This window comes from Pseudomonas sp. PDM03 (assembly GCF_014852385.1).
Lineage (GTDB): Bacteria > Pseudomonadota > Gammaproteobacteria > Pseudomonadales > Pseudomonadaceae > Aquipseudomonas > Aquipseudomonas migulae.
On sequence record NZ_JACVBM010000015.1, the window covers coordinates 34,550 to 55,108 of the forward strand.

The following is a 20,559-nucleotide window of genomic DNA, read 5'->3' on the forward strand; positions in this document are numbered from 1 at the left end:
AATGGCTGTCAATCACCCTTTACGTTAACGTCAACTTGAGCGAGAGTAGAGCCAGTTCAAGATAGAAAGCCGACCCAACTTGTAGGAGCGATGCTTGCTCGCGAAAGCGTCAGATCAGTCGACATAAATGTTGAATGTAGAGGCCTCTTCGCGAGCAAGCATCGCTCCTGCAGGTATCCGTTGGTAGCCCATTAATAAAGACAATAGGGGTCGTCATGGATCAACCCAGTGCAAGCCCGCAGCGCAGCTATACCCGTGGTTCTCAGGACAAAGCCTTGTTGGCGATGACCATCGGTCAGGCATTTGATAACACCGTCGCGCAGTACCCGACGGGCGAGGCGCTGGTCGTGCGCCATCAACAGTTGCGCTACACCTGGCAGCAACTGTCCGACGCCGTGGACCTTCATTCCCGGGCACTGCTCGCGCTGGGGTTGCAGGCCGGTGATCGCCTCGGCATCTGGGCGCCGAATTGTGCGCAGTGGTGCATCAGCCAGTTCGCCAGCGCGAAGATCGGCGTGATCCTGGTCAACATCAACCCGGCGTATCGCAGCTCGGAACTCGAATACGTGCTGAAGCAGTCAGGCTGCCAGTGGCTGGTCTGCGCGGGCGCGTTCAAGACCTCCAATTACCACGGCATGCTGCAAGGCCTGGTGCCCGAGCTGGCAGAGCAATCCATCGGCCAGTTGCAGAGCGAGCGTCTGCCGGACTTGCGCGGCGTGATCAGCCTGGATGCGCAGCCGCCATCAGGTTTTCTGCCGTGGTCGCAACTGAGCGATCTCGCAGCGGGTGTATCCGGCGAGCAGTTACGCGAGCGGGGGGACAGCCTGCATTTCGACCAGGCCGTGAACATCCAGTACACCTCCGGCACCACCGGTTTTCCGAAGGGCGCGACCCTCAGCCACTACAACATTCTCAACAACGGTTACATGGTGGGCGAAAGCCTCGGCCTGACCGCCAATGATCGGCTGGTGATCCCGGTGCCGCTGTATCACTGCTTCGGCATGGTCATGGGCAACCTCGGCTGCATCACCCACGGCAGCACCATGATTTACCCCAACGATGCCTTCGATCCGCTGCTGACCCTGACCACCGTCGCCGAAGAAAAGGCCACCGCACTGTATGGCGTGCCGACCATGTTCATCGCCATGCTCGATCAGCCGCAACGTGCGCAATTCGATCTGTCGAGCCTGCGTACCGGGATCATGGCCGGCGCGACCTGTCCGATCGAAGTGATGCGTCGGGTGATCAGCGAAATGCACATGAATGAAGTGCAGATTGCCTACGGCATGACGGAAACAAGTCCGGTGTCGTTGCAGACCGGTCCTTCAGACGAACTGGAATTGCGCGTCACCACGGTCGGTCGCACCCAACCGCAGCTTGAAAGCAAAATCATCGACGAGGCGGGCAACCTGGTACCTCGCGGCACCATCGGCGAACTCTGCACCCGTGGCTACAGCGTGATGCTCGGCTACTGGAACAACCCGCAAGGCACCGCCGAAGCCATCGATCAGGCCGGCTGGATGCACACCGGTGATCTGGCGAGCATGAATGATGAAGGCTACGTGTGCATTGCCGGACGCAACAAGGACATGATCATCCGAGGCGGTGAGAATATTTACCCGCGGGAGCTGGAAGAATTCTTCTTCACTCACCCGGCGGTGGCGGACGTGCAAGTGATCGGCATCCCGTGTTCGCGTTATGGCGAAGAGATCGTCGCCTGGATCAAATTCCACCCCGGTCACAGTGCCACCGAGCAAGAGCTGCAAACCTGGTGCAAGGAGCGCATCGCGCACTTCAAGACACCGCGCTACTTCAAGTTTGTGGAAGAGTTTCCGATGACGGTGACCGGCAAGATCCAGAAATTCCGGATGCGCGAGATCAGCATCGAGGAGTTGCGCATCAACAAGGCGTGACAAATTTCCCCTTGTGGGAGCCAGCCTGCTAGCGATAGCGGAGTGTCAGTCAACATGCCTATGTCTGAACCACCGCAATCGCCAGCAGGCTGGCTCCCACAGGGGCGATGGTGAAAACCTGAATCGCAGAAAGCACAAAGGGGAGCCGAAGCTCCCCTTTAATTTTTCGTTGCGCATGCTCTTTTTTTATTATTGAGGGGCGGTCTGTTTTTGTTTTTGGCAACCGTGACCCTTTACCGCTGTTTTTGTCGATCCCCATCCGGGATCAAGAGCAAACGTATTTTTTTGAGCGCTGATCTACTTTTTCGCTAAGCGATCCAACCAGTTCGGGAGCTACCTGAAGGTAGTTTTATTGTTCTCTGCCCGGTTGCGGGTTACTCCGAAAAGCACCCTGAAAAGCACACCTTCTCCAAAAAAATCTGTTAGCTGCGTCTCTGCCGTGTTGTTCTTGTTATGTCAGAGTCGTTACGTCTTATTTTTATTGGTTTGCTGCTTTTTATTCTTGTTATGCCATAGAGATAGCAGAAGCCGTGCCAACTTTTAAAAACCCTTTAAAATCAATGACTTGATTTTTTGTAGGATTTTTCGCTCAGGTAAACCCCTACAATTTGTTTCCGTGTTACTCGCTTATCCCCCACGTTCCAGACGCAGCGGTAACACCTGGACACATCAGCGCACTTACTGCGCGCTGCGAGCCTTGGCCACGCGCGAACCGGTTGGGCGCCCCAGTACCGTGCAAATCTGCTGACCGGCGAGAATCAAGGCGTCCAGGTCGATACCTGTTTCGATGCCGAGGCCATTGAGCAGGTAAACCACGTCTTCGGTGGCGACGTTACCGCTGGCGCCTTTGGCGTAGGGGCAGCCGCCGAGGCCGGCGATGGAGCTGTCAAACACCGAGATCCCTTCGAGCAGGCTGGCATAGATGTTGGCCATGGCCTGGCCGTAGGTGTCGTGGAAGTGCCCGGCCAGTTTCTCCCGTGGCACGTCGGCCGAAACCACTTCGAACATCTTGCGCGTCGCGCCCGCCGTGCCGGTGCCGATGGTGTCCCCCAGTGAGACTTCGTAGCAGCCCATGGCATAGAGCTCGCGGGCGACCAGGGCAACTTGCTCGGGTTTGACGTGACCTTCATAAGGACAGCCCAGCACACAGGACACGTAACCGCGCACGGTAACGCCGTGCTGCCTGGCGGCTTCCATGATCGGCGCAAAACGCTCCAGGCTTTCGCTGATCGAGCAATTGATGTTGCGCTGGGAAAACGCTTCGGACGCTGCGGCGAACACTGCGACTTCCTTGACCCCGGCGGCGATCGCATCTTCGAAGCCGCGCAGGTTGGGGGCGAGGGCGCCGTAGGTCACGCCCGGTTTGCGCTGGATTTGCGCGAAGACTTCGGCGGATCCGGCCATCTGCGGCACCCATTTGGGCGAAACGAAACTGCCGACTTCTATATAGCCGAGGCCCGCGGCCGTGAGTGCATCGACCAGTTGCACCTTGTCAGCAACGCTGATCGGTTGAGCTTCGTTTTGCAGACCGTCGCGAGGGCCGACTTCGACCAGGCGTACGTGGGAAGGAAGGGACATGGGAATCGACCTGTGCTGTCTGTCTGAATGTTCATGGAACCCTGTAGGAGTGAGCCTGCTCGCGATGGCGGACGATCAGTCAACATCCATATTGAATGTCACGCCCTCATCGCGAGCAGGCTCGCTCCTACAGGGGAATGTGTTGACCTATTGAACCACCGGCTGGCTTTTCATCGTCTGTTCCAGCGCTTGAGTGCAGCGCTCCTGTGCGGTGTCCAGTTCCAGCTTCATCTGCTCGATATCGAGCATCTGCTGCTCCAACTGTTCGCGGCGCTCGGCGATTTTGCTCAGCATGGTTTGCAGCTGTTTCTGATTGCCGCCGGTGGGGTCGTAGAGTTCGATCAGCTCGCGGCATTCGGCGAGTGAGAAACCAATGCGCTTGCCCCGCAGGATCAGTTTCAGGCTGACCTTGTCGCGGGGCGAATAGATGCGTTCCTGGCCGCGCCGCTCGGGGCTGAGCAAGCCTTGCTCTTCATAGAAGCGAATGGCCCGCGTGGTGATGTCGAGCTCGCGGGCGAGGTCGGAAATGCTATAGGTCTGGCTGCTCATGGAAGCGCTCGAAAAAAGGTCATGGCGCTAAGCTAATGGCAGGTTGACGTTTACGTCAAGGGGCGGGTTTTTTCGTCGTCATTGCGGGCCTCTTCGCGGGCAAGTCGGATCGCCGCACCGCTCGTTCCTACAGGTACTGTGTAAATCCTGTAGGAGCGAAGCTTGCTCGCGAAGAACGATAACGCGGTACAAAGCCCTACACCTTATCGAGCTTCTTCTCATGCGCCGTCACCTGCTGGCACAACTCGATCATCTGCTCACGCATCCAGCGGTTGGCCGGGTCCTGGTCGGTGCTTTCGTGCCAGTAAAGGTGAGTTTCCACCGGCGGCACGTCGTTGACCGGCAGGTTTACCGAGTACAAATCATGGCGGCGGGCGAAGCGCTCCGGCACGGTCATGACCATGTCGGTCTGCTGCAACACCTGCGACGCCATCAAGTAATGCTGGGAACGCAGGGCTATCTTGCGCTGGATGCCCATCTTGCCCAGCGCCAGGTCGACATGGCCCAGACCGCTGCGGCGGCTGGAAATATGGATGTGCGTCAGTGACAGATAGTCATCGAGGGTGAATTTCTCCTTGGTCGCCAGCGGATGGCCCTTGCGCATGGCGCACACGTAACGGTCTTCCATCAACTTGACGTGACGCACTTGCGGGTCGGTGTTGAGCGGCGCGTCCACCGCAAAGTCGAGTCGCCCGGCCGCCAGTTCCTTGGTGGTCTCGCGACGTTTGGACAGAAAGCTCTCGATGATCACCGTTGGCGCCAGGCGGCGCAGGCGCTGGAACAGTGGCGGCAGGATCACCGCTTCGGTGAGGTCGGTCATGCTGATGCGGTACGTCTTGACCGCCTGCAACGGGTTGAAGATGCGGCTTTCCTGCACCGACACCCGCAGCAGCGAGAGGGCGTTGCGCACCGGGCCGATGATGTTTTGCGCCATCGGCGTTGGCACCATGCCTTGGGCCGTACGCACGAACAAAGGATCGTTGAACGTCTCGCGCAGGCGGGCCAGAGCGTTCGAAACAGCCGGTTGAGTAATGCCGACAATCTGTCCGGCGCGGGTCAGGTTGGCTTCGGTGTAGATCGCGTCGAAGACGATGAAAAGGTTGAGGTCGACCTTGCTCAGATTCATTGCGCTGCACTCTTATTGTTGGTTCTCAATCAGCCGATCATATATCGGTGATGAATGTTAATACACGCCGAGAATAGGCTAGGTAAATTTTCGTAGCTGTTCTAGCATCGATTGCATGACCTAAACAACCTCCCCCCAGAAGGTAGCTGCTCATGGATTTCGCTTATTCGCCCAAGGTGCAAGAACTGCGTGAGCGCGTGACCGCGTTCATGGACACCTACGTTTATCCCGCCGAAGCCGTGTTCGAGCGCCAGGTTGCCGAGGGCGACCGCTGGCAGCCGACTGCGATCATGGAAAAACTGAAACTCAAGGCCAAGGCTGAAGGCCTGTGGAATTTGTTTCTGCCTGAGTCCGAACTCGGCGCCGGCCTGACCAACCTCGAATACGCACCATTGGCAGAGATCATGGGCCGCTCGCTGCTGGGGCCTGAGCCATTCAACTGCTCGGCGCCCGACACCGGCAACATGGAAGTGCTGGTGCGCTACGCCAACGAAGAACAGAAACAACGCTGGCTCGAACCGCTGTTACGCGGCGAGATCCGCTCAGCGTTCGCCATGACCGAACCGGACGTGGCTTCGTCCGACGCCACCAACATGGCCGCCCGCGCCGTGCGTGACGGTGACGAGTGGGTGATCAACGGCAAAAAGTGGTGGACCTCGGGTGCCTGCGATCCACGCTGCAAGATTCTGATCTTCATGGGCCTGAGCAATCCTGATGCGCCGCGCCACGCCCAGCACTCGATGATTCTGGTGCCGGTGGATGCACCGGGCGTGAAGATCGTTCGTCCGCTGCCGGTATTCGGTTACGACGACGCGCCTCATGGTCATGCCGAAGTGCTGTTCGAAAACGTCCGGGTGCCGTACGAAAACGTCCTGTTGGGCGAAGGACGTGGCTTCGAAATCGCTCAGGGTCGCCTTGGCCCGGGCCGAATTCACCACTGCATGCGTTCGATCGGCATGGCTGAGCGTGCGCTGGAACTGATGTGCAAACGCTCGGTGAATCGCACCGCATTCGGCAAGCCCCTGGCGCGTTTGGGCGGCAACATCGACAAAATCGCCGACTCGCGGATGGAGATCGACATGGCGCGCCTGCTGACCTTGAAAGCGGCGTACATGATGGACACCGTCGGCAACAAAGTGGCGAAGAGCGAAATCGCGCAGATCAAGGTGGTGGCCCCGAACGTGGCGTTGCGCGTCATCGACCGGGCGATCCAGATCCATGGCGGGGCAGGGGTTTCCAACGATTTCCCGCTGGCCTACATGTATGCCATGCAACGCACGCTGCGCCTGGCCGACGGCCCGGATGAAGTGCACCGTGCGGCGATCGGCAAGTTCGAGATCGGCAAGTATGTGCCGAAGGAAATGATGCGCAGCAGCCACTGAGTGTCACCCCTCTGTAGGAGCGAGCCTGCTCGCGATGGTCGCCAACGATAACGCGTGTTTATTGGATAAACACGGTGTTCATTAGTCCATCGCGAGCGGGCTCGCTCCTACAGTTGATTGCGTTTCAGTCGATCACTGGCAGTCCGTAAAAAGCCCGCGCACACGCGGTGCTGTGGGCCGCCAGCTCTTCCTCGCTTTCCCCGCGATGCAACGCCACTTCCCGCAACACTTCAGTCAGGTACGCAGGTTCGTTGCGACCATTTTTCGGCTTTGGCCGCAAGCTGCGCGGCAGCAGATACGGCGCATCGCTCTCCAGCATCAACCGCCCGCGTTTGATTTCTTTCACCAACGGATGCAAATGCGTGCCCCGACGCTCGTCGCAGATCCAGCCGGTGATGCCGATGTGCAAGTCCAGGTCGAGGTAGCTGAACAGCGCTTTCTTTTCGCCGGTGAAGCAATGCACCACGGCGGCCGGCAATTGGTCGCGGTAATCGCGCAGGATTTCCAGCAAGCGCTGACTGGCATCACGTTCGTGGAGAAACACCGGCAGTTGCAGATCGACCGCCATCGCCAAGTGCTCTTCGAGGACTTTTTCCTGTTGCGGACGCGGCGAGAAATCGCGATTGAAATCCAGCCCGCATTCACCCACCGCCACTACGTTCGGCTCTTTGAGCAAACTGCGCAGACGCTGGGCGCTGTCGGCGTTCCAGTCGCTGGCTGCATGAGGGTGAATGCCGGCGGTGGCGAACAGCCGTTGCGCCGTTTCATCCAATTGCCGGCACAGCTCCAGCGCCTGTTCGCTGCCTTCGACATTGGTGCCGGTGAGCACCAATTGGCAGACTCCGGCGGCATAGGCGCGGTCGAGTACAGCCTGGTGTTTGTCGGCAAAACTGGGGTTGGTCAGGTTGACGCCGATATCGATGAGTTGCATGGTGCTACCTCGGACCAAAGGCCGGAAAGCATATCAGAGCTGTAGATTTATAAGAAAAGCCAAGAACTACAACGAGTTAAAGCTGTCTTTTGATGCCGCGAGACAAGCTGGGGTGGTCAGCATGCCATCACTGTGCCAGTCTTTCGCACTTTGCCAGCGCTCAAGGCGCTCTGTTTCTGACGTTCGATTTCAAACATTTTTTTGAAATTGACCCAGTATTCTTTCCGGAGAGTGGATGACACGTCCCTCGATTTTGTTACTGCTGTGTGGTTCGTTGCTGCTGCCGATGCCGGCGGTTGCGCGGCTGGCCGGCCCGCTGCAAGCCGTGCCGGCGGCCAAGGTGCGCGACCTGCAGGAAATCCGCAGCAGCCGTGTGCTGAAGGTGCTGGTCAACCAGAGCCGCAACAGCTCCGGCGAAGTCCAGGGCCAGGCCATCGGCGTCGAATACCATCGCTTGCGTGCCTTCGAGCAATACCTCAATGGCCATGCCCGTGACGGTCAGGAAGTGACGCTCAAGATCATTCCCAAAGCCAAGGATCAACTGCTCGGCGCGTTGCAGCGCGGGGAGGGGGATCTGGTTGCACCGGGCGAGTTGCTCGATCTGCAACCGGGCTACGCCGTCAGCACCAGCGAACCGATTGCCAGCGACATTCCTCTGGTCCTGGTCGGAATCAAGGGCGAGAAACGCTACACCCGCCTCGAACAACTGTCCGGTAAAACCCTGGCGCTACCCACCGGCAGCGCCGCCGGGGAGGCGATCAGTCAGATCAATCAAAAACTTGCCTTGCACAAACTGGCACCGGTGAAGATCGAGTGGGTCGATCCGAGTCTGGCGGTCGAAGACGTGCTGGAAATGGTTCAGGGCGGGATTTTTCATCTGACCATCGTCGAGCAGCCGATTGCCGAACGCTGGGGCAAGATCCTGCCCAAGTTGCGCTTCGATCGGCAGGTGCTGATCAGCGAGCCGGGGGAAGAATTCTGGTTCGTACGCCGCGATGCCTCGATGCTGCGGGCGAGCATCGATCGCTTCCTGATCGGGTACAAAAAGCCTTCGGATCAGGACGCGGCGTTTCTGCGCATCTATCGTCGCCTCTATCAAGTGCATTACCCACTGGCCAAGACTGATCGCCAGCGCCTGGAAAAACTCAGACCGGTACTGCAGAAACACGCCGATGCCCAAGGCATGGATTGGTTGAATCTGGCGGCATTGGCCTTCAAGGAGTCCGCGTTGCAACCCCGCGCACGAAGCGGCGGTGGCCCCACTGGCCTGATGCAGATCACTCCGTCCGCGGCCCAGCGGGTAGGGGTCAACAACATTCAGGACCTCGATTCCAATGTGCAGGCCGGGGCCAAATACCTGGCGATGATCCGCCGCAAGTTTTTCGCCAGCCCCAAACTCAACGAGCGTGAGCGCATGGCGTTCGTACTGGCGGCTTACAACATCGGGCCGGAGCGGGTTCAGGGCATGCGCGCCGAGGCGCGTCGGCGAGGCTTGAATCCCAATCAATGGTTCTTCCAGGTCGAGCGCATCGCCATGGAGCAGGTGGGAATGGGACCCGTCAGCTATGTTAATAGCGTGAACAAGTATTACTTGGCGTTCGATCGGGAGCGGGAGTCGTTGGAACCCCAGGGGCAGAAAGTAGCCTCAAGGAAGTGATCGAATAAACTGATTGTTATGGCGAAAAATTTGCGCTTTTAGCATTTAATTTATTGATTAATATAGCGGCCAACCAACACACAAACACACAATGGATGACACAGCATGAGCTCACTGATCAACAAGGTACTGTTTACCCGCGCTGGCTACGGCCTGACTGTCCTGCGGATCTTCGTCGGCATCATCTTCGCGGCCCACGGCTCGCAGAAACTCTTCGGCGCTTTCGGCGGCTACGGCCTGGCGGGCACCGCGCAGTACATGGAAAGCATCGGCCTGGCACCGGGTTACCTGATGGCCACTTTGGCCGGTGGTACCGAGTTCTTCGCCGGTCTGGCCTTGATCATCGGCTTGCTGGTCCGCCCTGCGGCACTTGGCCTGACGTTCCTGTCGCTGGTCGCAATCTTCAGTGTGCATATCAGCAACGGTCTGTTCATGGCCAACAACGGTTATGAATTCGCCCTGGCCCTGCTGGGTGGCAGCATCGCGGTGCTGTTCGAAGGCGCCGGCAAGCTGTCGGTTGATCGCGCCATCGCTGGCTGATCGCTCTGGCTCAACGAAAAGGCCCGCATTGCGCGGGCCTTTTTTGTTGTGCGTCATTCTTGACACTGTCCGGTCAGCTTCTCTAGGATGCTGCTCATGCGCCGATTTAAACAGCTACTTGCGGGGCGCCAGGTGACTCATTCAGTTGCCGATAGAAGCTTGAAACAGGCTTCGAAATACCGCTAAAGCGCTGGTTCGGTGTTGCCTCTCACCTGCCATGCAGACTTTTGAGGCAGAGACACGACACGATGAATGCACTAAACCCCGTTGTACGCCCCGCGCCGATCACGGCACATCTGACCCAGCGCAATCCAAAAATCCTGCTTGGCGGCAAACATCAGCCGACGCTCCTGCGTTACCTCGATGGTTGGCCACGTCGTACCGGTGGGCCCGCAGCTTTCCTGATCCAGTTTGTCGAAGACGGTGAGTCACTGGCGCGTTTTGCCAGCGACAGTTTCGACCTGGCGGTGATTCAGTCGCCCGCCCTTGAAGACGCGCCAGAGATGATCAGGCAACTAACGCGCGTCGCCCGGCAAGGGCTGATCACCCGCCGTTAAGGCTTATGGGTAATCAATCGCCACGATATACACGCACTGTTCGCCGGTAGGCGTCTGGACCCGAACTTCGGCGTCCAGTGCCTTGCCGATCAGGGCGCGAGCCAGCGGTGAGTCGATGCTGATCAGGCCCAGTTTCAAGTCCAGTTCATCCGGCCCGACGATGCGGTAGCGCGACTCTTTGCCGTCCTCGTCTTCGATGGTGACCCAGGCCCCGAAGTAGACTTTGTTCGGATCGCTGGGTTTTTCGCTGACCACCTTGAGCGCTTCCAGCCGTTTGGTGAGAAAGCGCACGCGACTGTCGATTTCGCGCAGCATCTTTTTGCCGTAGGTGTATTCGGCGTTCTCGGAGCGATCACCCTGCGCCGCGGCCTCGCTGACCGATTGCGTGACCTGCGGTCGGCGCACATGCCAGAGCTCATGGAACTCGGCCCGCATCCGCGCTTCACCTTCAGGGGTGATCAGCGCGGTGCCAGCGGTGCGGGGAGGGCGATAACGGCTCATGGCAACTTCTTGTGGTTGAGAAGGGTTGAGTCTATCAACCCTCGCGCAAGACTGTCAGGGGGCTGGCGTTCAAGGCGCGTCGGGTGCCAAACACGCTGGCACCGCCGATCAGCACGGCGCCGATCAGTGGCAACACCAGCAGCCACGGATGCGGGTGCCATGGCAAGTCGAAGGCGTAACGGTACAGCACCAGGCTCACCAGCTCCGAGCCCAGCGCTGCCAGCAATCCGCTGACCGCACCAAGCAGGCCGAACTCGATCCGTCGGGCCTTGACCAGCAACTGACGCTCGGCCCCCAGCGCCCGCAACAATGCGCCCTGGCGAATGCGTTCATCCAGCGTGGCTTGCAGGCCCGAGAACAACACTGCCATCCCCGCCGCCAACACAAACAACAGCACGTATTCCACCGCCAGGGTGACCTGGGCGAGGATGCTGCGCAGCTGCGCAAGCAAGGCTTCGACTTGCAGAATGGTCACTGCCGGGAAAGCGCGGGACAGGTCGACGATCTGCTGGTCGTGGCCCGCCGCCAGATAGAAACTGGTCAGGTAGGTCGCTGGCAGATCCTTCAATGTGCCGGGCTGGAAAATCATGAAGAAGTTCGGCTGGAAGTTGTCCCAGTTGATCTCCCGCAGGCTGGTAACCTTCGCTTCGCGATTGACCCCGCCGACAGTAAAGACCAAGTGATCGCCGAGCTTGAGCTTCAGGCTCTCGGCGACTTTGCCTTCAACCGACACACCGGGAACGTCGTCCGGTGCCTGATCGCCCCACCAGTTGCCGGCGGTGAGTTTGTTGCCGGCCGGCAGGTCTGCCGCCCAGGTCAGGCTGAGGTCGCGCTGAATCGCCCGATCACCGGCCGAGTCCTTGCTGACGATGTCCTGCACCGGTTCGCCATTGATGCTGATCAATCGCCCCGGCACCACCGGGTACAACGGCGCCGATTGTGCCGACAGTTCGATCAGGCGGTCGGTGAATGCCTGTTTTTCCGCCGGCAGGATGTTCAGCGCGAAGTAATTCGGCGCGTTTTTCGGCAACTGGTTTTGCCAGGTGTCCAGCAATTCGCCGCGCAGCAAAGCGATCAGCGCCATGGACAGCAGGATCAGACCGAAGGCCAGCGATTGGCCGGCTGCCGCCAGTGGATGACGCAGCAATTGACCCAGGCCGAGACGCCACGGCAACGAAGCGCGCGCGAGCATTCGACGCAGGCTCTTCAGTAGCAGCAACAGCAGGCCGCCCAGCACCAGCGCCGCGATCACGCCGCCGCCGAGCAGGGCGAAGGTCAGTACCAAATCCAGGCTCAGGCGCCACATGATCAGCCCGAGCGCGCCCAGTGCCGCGCCGTAGACCATCCAGGTGCTGGAAGGAATCGGCAGCATGTCGCGGCGCAATACGCGCAATGGCGGGACCCGCCCCAATGCAGCCAGTGGCGGCAAGGCAAAACCGGCCAGCGCCACCAGTCCGGTGCCGATCCCGGCGATGGCCGGAAGCAGGCCGCCCGGTGGAACATCGGTCGGCAACAAATCATGCAGCAGCGCGAACAACCCGAGTTGCGCCAGCCAGCCGAGCAAGGCGCCGCTGATGCTGGCCAACAGTCCGAGAACCGTCAGCTGCAAACTGAACAGCACCATGGTTTCCCGGCGGGACAGCCCGAGGCAGCGCAACAGTGCACTGGCATCGAAGCGGCGGGTGGCGAAGCGCGTCGCCGACAGCGCCACCGCGACGCCGGACAACAGCACCGCGACCAGACTCGCCATGTTCAAGTAGCGCTCGGCTTTGCCGAGTGCGCCGCCGATCTGCCGGTTGCCATCGCGGGCGTCTTGAATGCGTTGATTGGCGGCGAGGCCGGGTTTGATCAATTGACGGTAAGTTTCCAGCGCTTCGGCCTTGCCGCGCCAGAGTTCGCGGTAGCTGACGCGGCTGCCGGGCTGCACCACGCCGGTCGCCGCGAGATCGCTGAGGTTGATCAGCACCCGCGGCGTCAGGCTGTAGAAGTTGCCGGCACGATCCGGTTCATAGGTCAGCACGCGCGCCAGTTTCAGGGTGCGCATGCCGACGTCGATGCTGTCGCCGATCTTCAAGTCCAGCGCGGTCAGCAGTCGCGCTTCAACCCAGGCTTCGCCAGGTTTCGGTCCGCCTCCGGATTTTTCCGCAGCGAAGGGCGCGGCGGCGCTTTTCAGCTCGCCACGCAGTGGATAGACGTCGTCGGCGGCTTTGATGCTGGACAGCTGAATGCCATTGTCGGTGGCGATTACGCTGGAGAACTCCACCACCTGCGCATGTTCGAGGCCCAGATCCGTGCCGCTTTTGATCTGTTCGGGTCGCGCCGGCGAACTGCCTTCAAGCAGCAGGTCGGCGCCGAGAAACTCGGTGGCGCGCAGCATCATGGCGCCATTCAGGCGGGCGCCGAAGTAGCCGATGGCGGTACTCGCCGCCACCGCTACCAGCAAAGCGAAGAACAACACCCGCAACTCACCGGCGCGGGCGTCGCGCAGCAGTTGGCGGATGGCGAGACTGAACAGGCGCAACAGCGGCAGGCGTGCCATCAAGGCTCCAGAGGGGCGACCAGCAGGCCGGCTTCAAGGCGGATCAGGCGCCGGCAACGATGTGCCAGGCGTTCATCGTGGGTCACCAGCACCAGGGTCGTGCCGCGTTCCTTGTTCAGTTCGAACAACAGATCGCTGATGCGCTCGCCGGTGTGGCTGTCGAGGTTGCCGGTGGGTTCGTCGGCGAACAGCACATCGGGCTCGGCGGCAAACGCACGGGCAATCGCCACACGTTGCTGCTCGCCACCGGAGAGCTGGCGGGGCGAGTGGGTCAGGCGTTGGCCCAAACCGACCCGTTGCAGCAATTCGGTAGCGCGCTCACGGGCGTCTTTGCGGCCATCGAGCTCCAGCGGCAACATGACGTTCTCCAGGGCGTTGAGGCTGTCGAGCAACTGGAATGATTGAAAGACAAAACCGACGTGCTCGGCGCGAATGCGTGCGCGCTGATCTTCATCGAGATTGCTCAGGCCCTGGCCGGCGAGGGTGACTTCGCCGCTGCTCGGCAGGTCGAGGCCGGCGAGCAGGCCGAGGAGGGTGGATTTCCCCGAGCCGGACGCACCGACGATGGCCAGGCTGTCACCCTTGTTCAGTTCCAGGCTGAGTTCGTGCAGGATAGTCAGATCACCTTCCGCGCTGGGAACCACTTTGCTGAGGTCCTTCGCGGTGAGAATGCTTGCGCCCATGGAGAATCCGATGCGAGTGTGGTTTTTGAGTGCTGGCCTGGCCTTGATGTGCATGGCCCAGAACGCAGCGGCGGGTACTGTCCTGATCGTTGGCGATAGTATCAGCGCCGGTTTCGGACTGGATACCCGCGAGGGGTGGGTGTCGCTGCTTGAGCAACGGCTCAAGCGCGAAGGTTTCGACGATAAGGTGATCAATGCGTCCATCAGCGGCGACACCAGTGCCGGAGGCCGGGCGCGCCTGCCTGCGCTGCTTGCAGAGCATAAACCGGAGTTGGTGATCCTTGAGTTGGGCGGCAATGACGGGCTGCGCGGAATGCTGCCAATACAATTGCAACAAAACCTTGCAGCGATGATCAACAGCTCCAAGGCCAGTGGTGCCAAAGTGCTGCTACTCGGCATGCAATTGCCACCCAACTACGGTGCGCGCTACAACAAGGCCTTCGCTGAGGCTTTCAGCAACGTCGCGACCGAGAAAAAAATCCCGCTGGTGCCGTTTTTCCTCGACGGTGTGGGCGGGCATCCGGACCTGATGCAGTCAGACGGCCTGCACCCGACTGCGGGCGCTCAGGACAAGTTGCTGGAGAATGTCTGGCCGACACTGAAACCGCTGCTTTGAAAGAATTTTTTACAAAAATCAGAACAGACGCTGAATTTTGTAAACATCACCGAAGCATGAAAAAACAGGAAATTCAAAGCGAAACAATCAGATTAGAAGGGCGATAGCTGTTTGCTGTAACCGAATTTAACCCCCGATGCGAAGAATCCTCCACACTCGTTCTGCTTTTCGCAGCTCTGACATTCTGGGGCGAATTCGTTTTTCCAATCACTGATCGATTTTCGGTAGTAGGGCAGAATGTCCGGGTTCACCAAGCAAAGCTGATGGTTATAGACCGAAATGTTCATGCCGTATCTGGCCAGAATGCTGACCGACTTACTAAGCGTGTCCTTATATTCGATTGGGTCAATCCATAGCTCGTCAAGATTTGCTCTGGTGAAGCCCATCATTTCAAGGCCCATCAGTGCTACTTGGTCAACAAATAGGAGGTTGCGGGCGATGAATTCACACAATTCGGGAAGCCGCTGCACTGAGAGCTTATGAATGACGACTCGGATTTCAACCTTCTGACCTAAGCGCTTAAGGTTGAGAATTCCTTGGATGGTTTCGTCAAATGCCCCTTGAGCTTGAACGATGTAGTCATGCAACGTCGGGTCATCAGAATAGACAGGGATTCCGATCATCGCATCGGATAGTTCTAATGCTGCATATTTTTCCGTAAACGCGAGGTCTTTGAAGCTGCGTCCGTTTGAGAGGATGTGGATTCCTGTTCTTGGAAGATAGCTTTTGGTCAAGCGCAGGATCTTAAGGAAGCGGTCCCTGTTGGTCGTGGGCTCGCCGCCTGTAAATCCCAGTTCCCTGGTGTCTTTTGGAATTAATGGAATCAGGGTCTCAACGTCATCAAGTATCCACGAGTCATCAACTGCTTTAGGGGGTTGCGAGCACATCAGGCAGTAATGATTGCACTGCTCTGTCAGCAGGATGCTGTTGTGCGGCGACGAAGCCCGAAAAAGTACGCGGATGCTTTGGCGATCAGCTGTAAGTCTGACGACGTCATTATCCCCTATGTAGCTGTAGTCATTTGGCAGAACCGAATAATCAGCGTCAGAAGGCAGTTCGTGGGCCCGCGACTGATGTCGCTCCAGTAGTAGATAGTGCGCGAACCCTCGGGGGATACTGTGATCGCACACCAGATAAGCCATATCCCTTCGCAAGATCTCGGGCAGCTTCCGATTAGTCGAAACCTTGATCAAAGTGAGGTTCTTAAGAACATCAACCGCGTGGATGCGGATAATTTTTCCGCTGAGCTTCAGCATCGGTTAGCCCACCCCATGAAGATCCGTTTCGTTTCTTCGTCATTCCCCATCAGCTGGATGAGGTGCTTGAAAATCGCCATATTCCGTTTGCAGAAGGAGGACTCAGGTTTCCTTGCTGCGACATCTTTATGAATGGCGTGATGGTAGACGGGCTCAGCGCCACAGTACGCTTCAAATGCGCAGTCGGAGCACATCGGAGCACTCAAGGTGAAGGAGTTTTCCAGTGCATCCAGAAGCTGGTCGGAGAGAATGATCTCCTCGTATGAATTCTCAAGGATATTACCGAGCCGGAAGGTATGATCCCCCATCTCGGCTAGCATACGGCTTTCATCTGAGGCATAGACGGAGCCATCGTAATTGAACACGATAGCTGCAATACCAGCTCCAGCAGGGTTCATTAAATCTACAAACCCAGGGTCTCCTGAGGTCAGCATTTTTGTAAGCACAAGCCCCGAGTATTGCTCGACAAATCGTACGCCGGACTTGTTCAGTTCGATGATGTACTCAAGACCTTCCTTGTAAAACTGCAGCCAGCGCTCAGTGTCATAAGACATGAATTTTTTGGTTTTGATTGCAAAGCCATATGGGGAGAGCGTGCGTAGAAAAATTCCGTCGAAGCCTAGGCGCAAGTATTCATCGATGATGTCACGTGCTCGCGGCAGGCTCTTATCTGTGGTTGTCATCAGGGCCGACACTTGGTCGTAACCGAGGGTTGATCGGGCCTTTTTCAAACCTTCTTCAAAACGCTGGTGACTGTCTCGCCCCGGCCTTGGGCGATTTTCATTATGCAGATCCATTGGTCCATCGAGCGACGATGAAAGCACAATGCGATGTTGCTTGCAGAAATCGAGCACATTGTCGTTTAGGAGCGAAAGCGTGGTCGCAATGACGAACTGCAGATCGCGGCCTTCATGCAAGTTGCGTTTTTTTGCCTCAAGAACAACGTACTTCACCATTTCAAAATTCAGCAGAGGTTCTCCACCCTGAAATTCAATTTTGATGGCTGGATTCGGAGTCCTAAAAACGAAATCCAGCGACTTGTCTGCCATATCCCTGGTCATGTCGAATTCGCCTTTACTCTCCGACTGCCTCGATACTTGGCAGTACGGGCAGCTATGATCGCAGCGAAGCGTAACCACAAAGATGTGCAGGTTGGTGAACTGCGCCAATCTGGCCAGTCGCGTGCGTATCTTCAGAGCAAGGAGTTGAAGCGGTGCCTGCTCATTGGGGAAGCGAATAAATTGCTTGGATCGCAGGGTTGGGATCAGCTCTGATGAGGCCGGAAGCATCTTGCTTATGATTGGCTCCAGCATCGGTGCTGGTATGACGTGAAACTCGCCTGCCATGTTGGTAATGACATATTCGTCGTCATTCAGGCGGTCAAATTTGAAGGGCAGCAACTCGTAGGAGCATTGCTGCGTGTAAAACTCCCGCTTTTGAAATTTACTCACTGATAAGCCCGGTTTTTGAAAACGCCAGTCCAAGGATCAGATTCTTGATCGGTAGGGTCTCCGCGTTCAGCTTGTGGCGTAGCTGGTAGTCGAGAACATCCTTCTTGAATTCTTGAACGGCAGACAGAAATGACGGTTCGTCTGTACCGATATTCGGGGATAGGGTGCAGATAAATTGCCCATCAACGGATTTGATATCAACCGTCACGGAGTTCATTGAGCGGTAAGCTGCTTTTTGCAGAGCCTGCACGTCATAAAACCGCTCATTAAAAATGAGCGTATTTGCGAGCTCCATTTTAGGAGCCCGAGTGGTGGGAGCTATGGGAGCTATGAGACGCGTGTGAGCTATGAGAGCTGTGGTAAGCCATCAGTTGACCTTGATCGCCACGTTTTAGAACAAACGCAAATAGGTCATTTCCGCCGCGAGCTGAGAGATTCTCACTCGGAGCAGCAGTTTGTAGGGTGTTTGAAGTATCAGCGTCGGGTACGGCAACCTCATGGGCGGTTATTGCCGATGCGTGCTCGGTAGCTACTGCTGCTGCCAGAGTAGCCATTGGTACCAGAAATGAGCGCTTTTTCATTATGAGATTTCCTTATCGAAGGTGAGGTTATTTGTTGAGTCTCGCTGGCGCGCGTCAATGATGTCAATATGGAATCGATTGATAGAGGCTTTCCGATCCCAAAATCCGACAAACGTACCGTTCGGCTCAAATACTGCTAGTGCCATACCGAGGCCTTCGCTGAGGCTTTTAGCAACGTCGCGACCGAGAAAGAAATCCCGCTGGTGCCGTTTTTCCTCGACGGTGTGGGCGGGCATCCGGACCTGATGCAGTCAGACGGCCTGCACCCGACTGCGGGGGCTCAGGACAAGTTGCTGGAAAATGTCTGGCCGACACTGAAACCGCTGCTTTGACGCTTTTCTAGTGGCGGCGTTTCGGCTAATGTGGCGCCCCCGATTTGGAGCCCCCGATGCCGCGTCCCGCCTGGTCACTTTTTGCCTATCAACTGATCGAGCCTGACGAACAGCTGGATCTGTTCGCCTGCCAGGAAGTGCGGGTACATCTGGTGACCCGTCAGCTGGAGCTGGGCGGCTCGGCCGATCGCACCTTGTGCGGCAGCCTGTTGCCCGCGCAACCGCGCTGGTCGAGCGTTGATCGCCGAGTGTTTCAGGACCAGCGGCTGTGTTCGTTGTGCCGGGCCATTCTGGAGTCGCAAAAACGCGGTACTTCGCCGATCTGGCCGGAGCTGCGGTTCGAGCTTTGATGGCTTGATGTGGGGTTGGGTTGGGTTGGGTTGGGGGCATATCCGTTTTTGCGGTAACGGCCACTGACGGTTTCGCTTTTACAGCGAGTCACTTTCGAAAAGCGCGAAAGTAACCAAAGCGCTTTTGCCCCTTTCGTTCGGTGGCTCGCTAATGCTCGCCATGCCCTCGCTCCGGTCCCGCTCCGTGGGCCCGCCGCGATCGGCCATCCCTGGCCGTGCGCGGCTAACCCGGCATCCATGCCGGGTTGCCCACTGCGCAGAACCTCCACTCGGCCTCTCGAGGGGGCGACTACCGCCACAGCCGCCGAGGCGGCCTGAAAGCCGACCTGGCTCTTTAGTTGTCCGCGTTCTTCTTCTCTGCTGCGCTCACTCATTCCCGACATGTACACCGCTCCCCTGTAGGAGCCGGCTTGCTGGCGATAGCGGTGGGTCAGACAATTAATGTGTTGGTTGGACGGACGCAATCGCCAGCAAGCCGGCTCCTACAATGGATTGGGTTCGCACGATTCAAAATTGTAGGAGCCAGCTTGCTGGCGATGGACGTCAACGATGACGCGGGCTGTCTGAATCAACGCGGTGTCTGGGCGTTTTTCGCCGGCAAGCCGGCTCCTACAGGGAATCGCGTTTGCTTTTGCTTTTCACCACTCATCAGGCCGAGCGTTAGCTCGCCTTCAGCTTTTGATCTGAGCGCCCCCTCGAGAGGCCGAGTGGAGGTTCTGCGCAGTGGGCAACCCGGCATGGATGGCGGCGGGCCCACGGAGCAGGACCGGAGCGAGGGCATGGCGAGCATTAGCGAGCCACCGAACGAAAGGGGCAAGAGCCCTTGGTTACTTGGGGCTCTTCCAAGTGACTCGCCGTAAGGGCGAAACCAATAGCGGCCGTTACCGCAAAAACGGATATGCCCCCCTGAAAAAATATCGCAGCCAATTCACGCTCTATCGGTGTCTCTCCCCGAATACCAGAGCGCCAGTGTACAATTGCGTTCTTAAACCCCAGTCGATTATGCGAAGGATTTTCCGGATGTTGCCGCGCTTTCCTGCCGTCACCCGCTGCCTGACTCTTGCCGCCCTTTGTATGGCTGGCCCCGTAGCAGCATTGGAGCTACCCCTGCCACCGCCCGGTGAAGACATCATCGGCCAGGTGCAAGTGATCAAGGCCAAGTACGAAGACACCTTCGCCGACCTTGGTACCACCTACGATCTGGGCTACTCGGAAATGGTCGCGGCCAACCCGGGCGTCGATCCATGGTTGCCGGGTGCCGGCACCGAGATCGTGCTGCCGACGCGCTTCATCCTGCCGCCCGGCCCACGTGAAGGCATCGTCATCAACCTGGCTGAATACCGCCTCTACTACTTCCCGAAAGGCCGGAACGTGGTCTACACCTTCCCGCTGGGTATCGGTCGTGAAGGCTGGGGTTCGCCGATTGCCCACACCAGCATCGTTGCGAAGACGCCGAACCCGACCTGGACGCCTCCAGCGTCGATCAAGGCCGAACACGCCGCTGACGGCGATCCGCTGCCGAACGTCGTGCCGGCCGGCCCGGACAACCCGCTGGGCCCGTTCAAGTTCACCCTGGGCACACCGGGCTACCTGATCCACGGTTCGAACAAGAAGTTCGGCATCGGCATGCGCACCAGCCACGGCTGCTTCCGCATGTTCAACAACAACGTGCTGCAAATGGCAGGCATGGTGCCGGTCGGCACGTCAGTGCGCATTCTCAACGACCCGTACAAGTTCGGTGTAAGTGGCGGCAAGGTTTATCTGGAAGCGCACACGCCGCTGGACGACAAGGGCAACCCGTCGGTCGTCGACAAGCACACGGCTGTGATCAACGCGATGCTCAAGCGCGAAGACATCACCAACAACCTGCGCATGAACTGGGATGTGGTGCGTGATGTGGTTGCCGCTGAAGATGGCCTGCCGGTGGAAATCGCCGTGCCGAATGCTTCTGCGCCGATGGTGACGAGTGCACCGATCGATCCGTTGCAGTAAGGCTTGAACAGAACCCGCCGGCGCT

The 20,559-nt window shown here is 58.2% G+C and carries 20 protein-coding genes and 1 pseudogene; 9 read left to right on the forward strand and 12 right to left on the reverse strand.

The features are described 5' to 3' along the window. Positions 1 to 215 precede the first annotated feature (215 nt). Positions 216 to 1,913, forward strand: coding sequence for an AMP-binding protein (locus tag IB254_RS19870; protein WP_192418999.1), 1,698 nt, complete (start codon positions 216 to 218; stop codon positions 1,911 to 1,913). Positions 1,914 to 1,971: 58 nt separating this feature from the next. Here IB254_RS19870 and IB254_RS19875 read toward each other — a convergent pair whose 3' ends face one another. The 4 genes from IB254_RS19875 to IB254_RS19890 form a co-directional block, all read right to left on the reverse strand. Next, positions 1,972 to 2,172: a hypothetical protein gene (locus tag IB254_RS19875; protein WP_032828949.1), complete on the reverse strand. Its 201-nt coding sequence runs from the start codon at positions 2,170 to 2,172 to the stop codon at positions 1,972 to 1,974. A 419-nt stretch (positions 2,173 to 2,591) separates the two neighbouring features. Further along, the gene (locus IB254_RS19880; RefSeq protein ID WP_192229214.1) at positions 2,592 to 3,491 is read right to left on the reverse strand and encodes a hydroxymethylglutaryl-CoA lyase; all 900 of its coding nucleotides are present in this window, start codon (positions 3,489 to 3,491) and stop codon (positions 2,592 to 2,594) included. A 147-nt stretch (positions 3,492 to 3,638) separates the two neighbouring features. After that, complete coding sequence (locus IB254_RS19885) at positions 3,639 to 4,040, reverse strand: MerR family transcriptional regulator (protein WP_192229215.1); 402 nt, start codon at positions 4,038 to 4,040, stop codon at positions 3,639 to 3,641. A 196-nt stretch (positions 4,041 to 4,236) separates the two neighbouring features. After that, positions 4,237 to 5,166 (reverse strand): LysR family transcriptional regulator, encoded by a 930-nt coding sequence (locus tag IB254_RS19890; protein ID WP_008031887.1) that lies wholly within the window; start codon positions 5,164 to 5,166, stop codon positions 4,237 to 4,239. Positions 5,167 to 5,318: 152 nt separating this feature from the next. Here IB254_RS19890 and IB254_RS19895 point away from each other — a divergent pair, with 152 nt between their 5' ends. After that, the gene (locus IB254_RS19895) at positions 5,319 to 6,548 is read left to right on the forward strand and encodes an acyl-CoA dehydrogenase (RefSeq protein WP_192419001.1); all 1,230 of its coding nucleotides are present in this window, start codon (positions 5,319 to 5,321) and stop codon (positions 6,546 to 6,548) included. 124 nt (positions 6,549 to 6,672) lie between these two features. Here IB254_RS19895 and IB254_RS19900 read toward each other — a convergent pair whose 3' ends face one another. After that, on the reverse strand, positions 6,673 to 7,479 hold the full coding sequence (locus IB254_RS19900) for a TatD family hydrolase (protein ID WP_192419003.1): 807 nt from the start codon (positions 7,477 to 7,479) through the stop codon (positions 6,673 to 6,675). Positions 7,480 to 7,714: 235 nt separating this feature from the next. Here IB254_RS19900 and IB254_RS19905 point away from each other — a divergent pair, with 235 nt between their 5' ends. From IB254_RS19905 to IB254_RS19915, 3 genes are all read left to right on the forward strand, one after another. Further along, on the forward strand, positions 7,715 to 9,136 hold the full coding sequence (locus tag IB254_RS19905; protein ID WP_192419011.1) for a transglycosylase SLT domain-containing protein: 1,422 nt from the start codon (positions 7,715 to 7,717) through the stop codon (positions 9,134 to 9,136). A gap of 105 nt (positions 9,137 to 9,241) precedes the next feature. Beyond that, on the forward strand, positions 9,242 to 9,676 hold the full coding sequence (locus IB254_RS19910; protein ID WP_008031879.1) for a DoxX family protein: 435 nt from the start codon (positions 9,242 to 9,244) through the stop codon (positions 9,674 to 9,676). A 248-nt stretch (positions 9,677 to 9,924) separates the two neighbouring features. After that, positions 9,925 to 10,233 (forward strand): hypothetical protein, encoded by a 309-nt coding sequence (locus tag IB254_RS19915; RefSeq protein ID WP_008031878.1) that lies wholly within the window; start codon positions 9,925 to 9,927, stop codon positions 10,231 to 10,233. A 3-nt stretch (positions 10,234 to 10,236) separates the two neighbouring features. Here IB254_RS19915 and greB read toward each other — a convergent pair whose 3' ends face one another. Genes greB through IB254_RS19930 form a run of 3 tightly spaced genes read right to left on the reverse strand, consistent with a single transcriptional unit; the run spans position 10,237 to position 13,956 of the window. Then, the gene (gene greB / locus IB254_RS19920) at positions 10,237 to 10,734 is read right to left on the reverse strand and encodes a transcription elongation factor GreB (RefSeq protein WP_008031876.1); all 498 of its coding nucleotides are present in this window, start codon (positions 10,732 to 10,734) and stop codon (positions 10,237 to 10,239) included. Between the two features lie 34 nt (positions 10,735 to 10,768). Beyond that, a complete protein-coding gene (locus tag IB254_RS19925; protein ID WP_192419012.1) occupies positions 10,769 to 13,273 on the reverse strand; it encodes an ABC transporter permease in 2,505 nt (834 codons plus the stop codon). After that, on the reverse strand, positions 13,273 to 13,956 hold the full coding sequence (locus IB254_RS19930) for an ABC transporter ATP-binding protein (RefSeq protein ID WP_008041184.1): 684 nt from the start codon (positions 13,954 to 13,956) through the stop codon (positions 13,273 to 13,275). The genes IB254_RS19925 and IB254_RS19930 overlap by 1 nt, the downstream gene beginning before the upstream one ends. Positions 13,957 to 13,966: 10 nt before the next feature. On the opposite strand from IB254_RS19930, the gene IB254_RS19935 reads away from it, so the two are divergent. Continuing rightward, on the forward strand, positions 13,967 to 14,572 hold the full coding sequence (locus IB254_RS19935; protein ID WP_192419014.1) for an arylesterase: 606 nt from the start codon (positions 13,967 to 13,969) through the stop codon (positions 14,570 to 14,572). 92 nt (positions 14,573 to 14,664) lie between these two features. Here IB254_RS19935 and hxsC read toward each other — a convergent pair whose 3' ends face one another. Genes hxsC through hxsA2 form a run of 4 tightly spaced genes read right to left on the reverse strand, consistent with a single transcriptional unit; the run spans position 14,665 to position 17,860 of the window. After that, positions 14,665 to 15,828, reverse strand: coding sequence for a His-Xaa-Ser system radical SAM maturase HxsC (hxsC, locus tag IB254_RS19940; RefSeq protein ID WP_192419017.1), 1,164 nt, complete (start codon positions 15,826 to 15,828; stop codon positions 14,665 to 14,667). After that, positions 15,822 to 17,279 carry a His-Xaa-Ser system radical SAM maturase HxsB gene (gene hxsB / locus IB254_RS19945; RefSeq protein ID WP_192419123.1) on the reverse strand — a complete coding sequence of 486 codons (1,458 nt, stop codon included), beginning with the start codon at positions 17,277 to 17,279 and terminating at the stop codon, positions 15,822 to 15,824. Before hxsB ends, hxsC begins: the two co-directional genes overlap by 7 nt. Beyond that, positions 17,272 to 17,574 carry a His-Xaa-Ser system protein HxsD gene (gene hxsD / locus IB254_RS19950; protein WP_192419019.1) on the reverse strand — a complete coding sequence of 101 codons (303 nt, stop codon included), beginning with the start codon at positions 17,572 to 17,574 and terminating at the stop codon, positions 17,272 to 17,274. Before hxsD ends, hxsB begins: the two co-directional genes overlap by 8 nt. Position 17,575: 1 nt before the next feature. Next, complete coding sequence (gene hxsA2 / locus IB254_RS29945) at positions 17,576 to 17,860, reverse strand: His-Xaa-Ser repeat protein HxsA2 (protein WP_225602429.1); 285 nt, start codon at positions 17,858 to 17,860, stop codon at positions 17,576 to 17,578. Positions 17,861 to 18,003: 143 nt separating this feature from the next. Here hxsA2 and IB254_RS19955 point away from each other — a divergent pair. The 3 genes and pseudogenes from IB254_RS19955 to IB254_RS19965 form a co-directional block, all read left to right on the forward strand. Then, positions 18,004 to 18,192 (forward strand): annotated as a pseudogene (locus IB254_RS19955) (arylesterase); the annotation flags it as partial. 56 nt (positions 18,193 to 18,248) lie between these two features. After that, entirely contained in the window at positions 18,249 to 18,542 is a 294-nt protein-coding gene (locus IB254_RS19960; protein ID WP_003226812.1) for a hypothetical protein, read from the forward strand. Between the two features lie 1,020 nt (positions 18,543 to 19,562). After that, complete coding sequence (locus tag IB254_RS19965) at positions 19,563 to 20,534, forward strand: L,D-transpeptidase family protein (RefSeq protein WP_192419021.1); 972 nt, start codon at positions 19,563 to 19,565, stop codon at positions 20,532 to 20,534. Positions 20,535 to 20,559 lie beyond the last annotated feature (25 nt).

Excerpts from the sequence above, each read along its gene's own strand:
- IB254_RS19965 (WP_192419021.1), top strand. The coding sequence starts at position 19,563 with ATGTTGCCGCGCTTTCCTGCCGTCACCCGCTGCCTGACTCTTGCCGCC.
- IB254_RS19905 (WP_192419011.1), top strand. The coding sequence starts at position 7,715 with ATGACACGTCCCTCGATTTTGTTACTGCTGTGTGGTTCGTTGCTGCTG.
- IB254_RS19935 (WP_192419014.1), top strand. The coding sequence starts at position 13,967 with ATGCGAGTGTGGTTTTTGAGTGCTGGCCTGGCCTTGATGTGCATGGCC.
- IB254_RS19910 (WP_008031879.1), top strand. The coding sequence starts at position 9,242 with ATGAGCTCACTGATCAACAAGGTACTGTTTACCCGCGCTGGCTACGGC.
- hxsD (WP_192419019.1), bottom strand. The coding sequence starts at position 17,574 with ATGGAGCTCGCAAATACGCTCATTTTTAATGAGCGGTTTTATGACGTG.
- IB254_RS19900 (WP_192419003.1), bottom strand. The coding sequence starts at position 7,479 with ATGCAACTCATCGATATCGGCGTCAACCTGACCAACCCCAGTTTTGCC.
- IB254_RS19880 (WP_192229214.1), bottom strand. The coding sequence starts at position 3,491 with ATGTCCCTTCCTTCCCACGTACGCCTGGTCGAAGTCGGCCCTCGCGAC.
- IB254_RS19895 (WP_192419001.1), top strand. The coding sequence starts at position 5,319 with ATGGATTTCGCTTATTCGCCCAAGGTGCAAGAACTGCGTGAGCGCGTG.
- greB (WP_008031876.1), bottom strand. The coding sequence starts at position 10,734 with ATGAGCCGTTATCGCCCTCCCCGCACCGCTGGCACCGCGCTGATCACC.
- hxsA2 (WP_225602429.1), bottom strand. The coding sequence starts at position 17,860 with ATGAAAAAGCGCTCATTTCTGGTACCAATGGCTACTCTGGCAGCAGCA.
- hxsC (WP_192419017.1), bottom strand. The coding sequence starts at position 15,828 with ATGCTGAAGCTCAGCGGAAAAATTATCCGCATCCACGCGGTTGATGTT.
- IB254_RS19875 (WP_032828949.1), bottom strand. The coding sequence starts at position 2,172 with ATGGGGATCGACAAAAACAGCGGTAAAGGGTCACGGTTGCCAAAAACA.
- IB254_RS19890 (WP_008031887.1), bottom strand. The coding sequence starts at position 5,166 with ATGAATCTGAGCAAGGTCGACCTCAACCTTTTCATCGTCTTCGACGCG.
- IB254_RS19915 (WP_008031878.1), top strand. The coding sequence starts at position 9,925 with ATGAATGCACTAAACCCCGTTGTACGCCCCGCGCCGATCACGGCACAT.
- IB254_RS19925 (WP_192419012.1), bottom strand. The coding sequence starts at position 13,273 with ATGGCACGCCTGCCGCTGTTGCGCCTGTTCAGTCTCGCCATCCGCCAA.
- IB254_RS19930 (WP_008041184.1), bottom strand. The coding sequence starts at position 13,956 with ATGGGCGCAAGCATTCTCACCGCGAAGGACCTCAGCAAAGTGGTTCCC.
- IB254_RS19960 (WP_003226812.1), top strand. The coding sequence starts at position 18,249 with ATGCCGCGTCCCGCCTGGTCACTTTTTGCCTATCAACTGATCGAGCCT.
- IB254_RS19870 (WP_192418999.1), top strand. The coding sequence starts at position 216 with ATGGATCAACCCAGTGCAAGCCCGCAGCGCAGCTATACCCGTGGTTCT.
- IB254_RS19885 (WP_192229215.1), bottom strand. The coding sequence starts at position 4,040 with ATGAGCAGCCAGACCTATAGCATTTCCGACCTCGCCCGCGAGCTCGAC.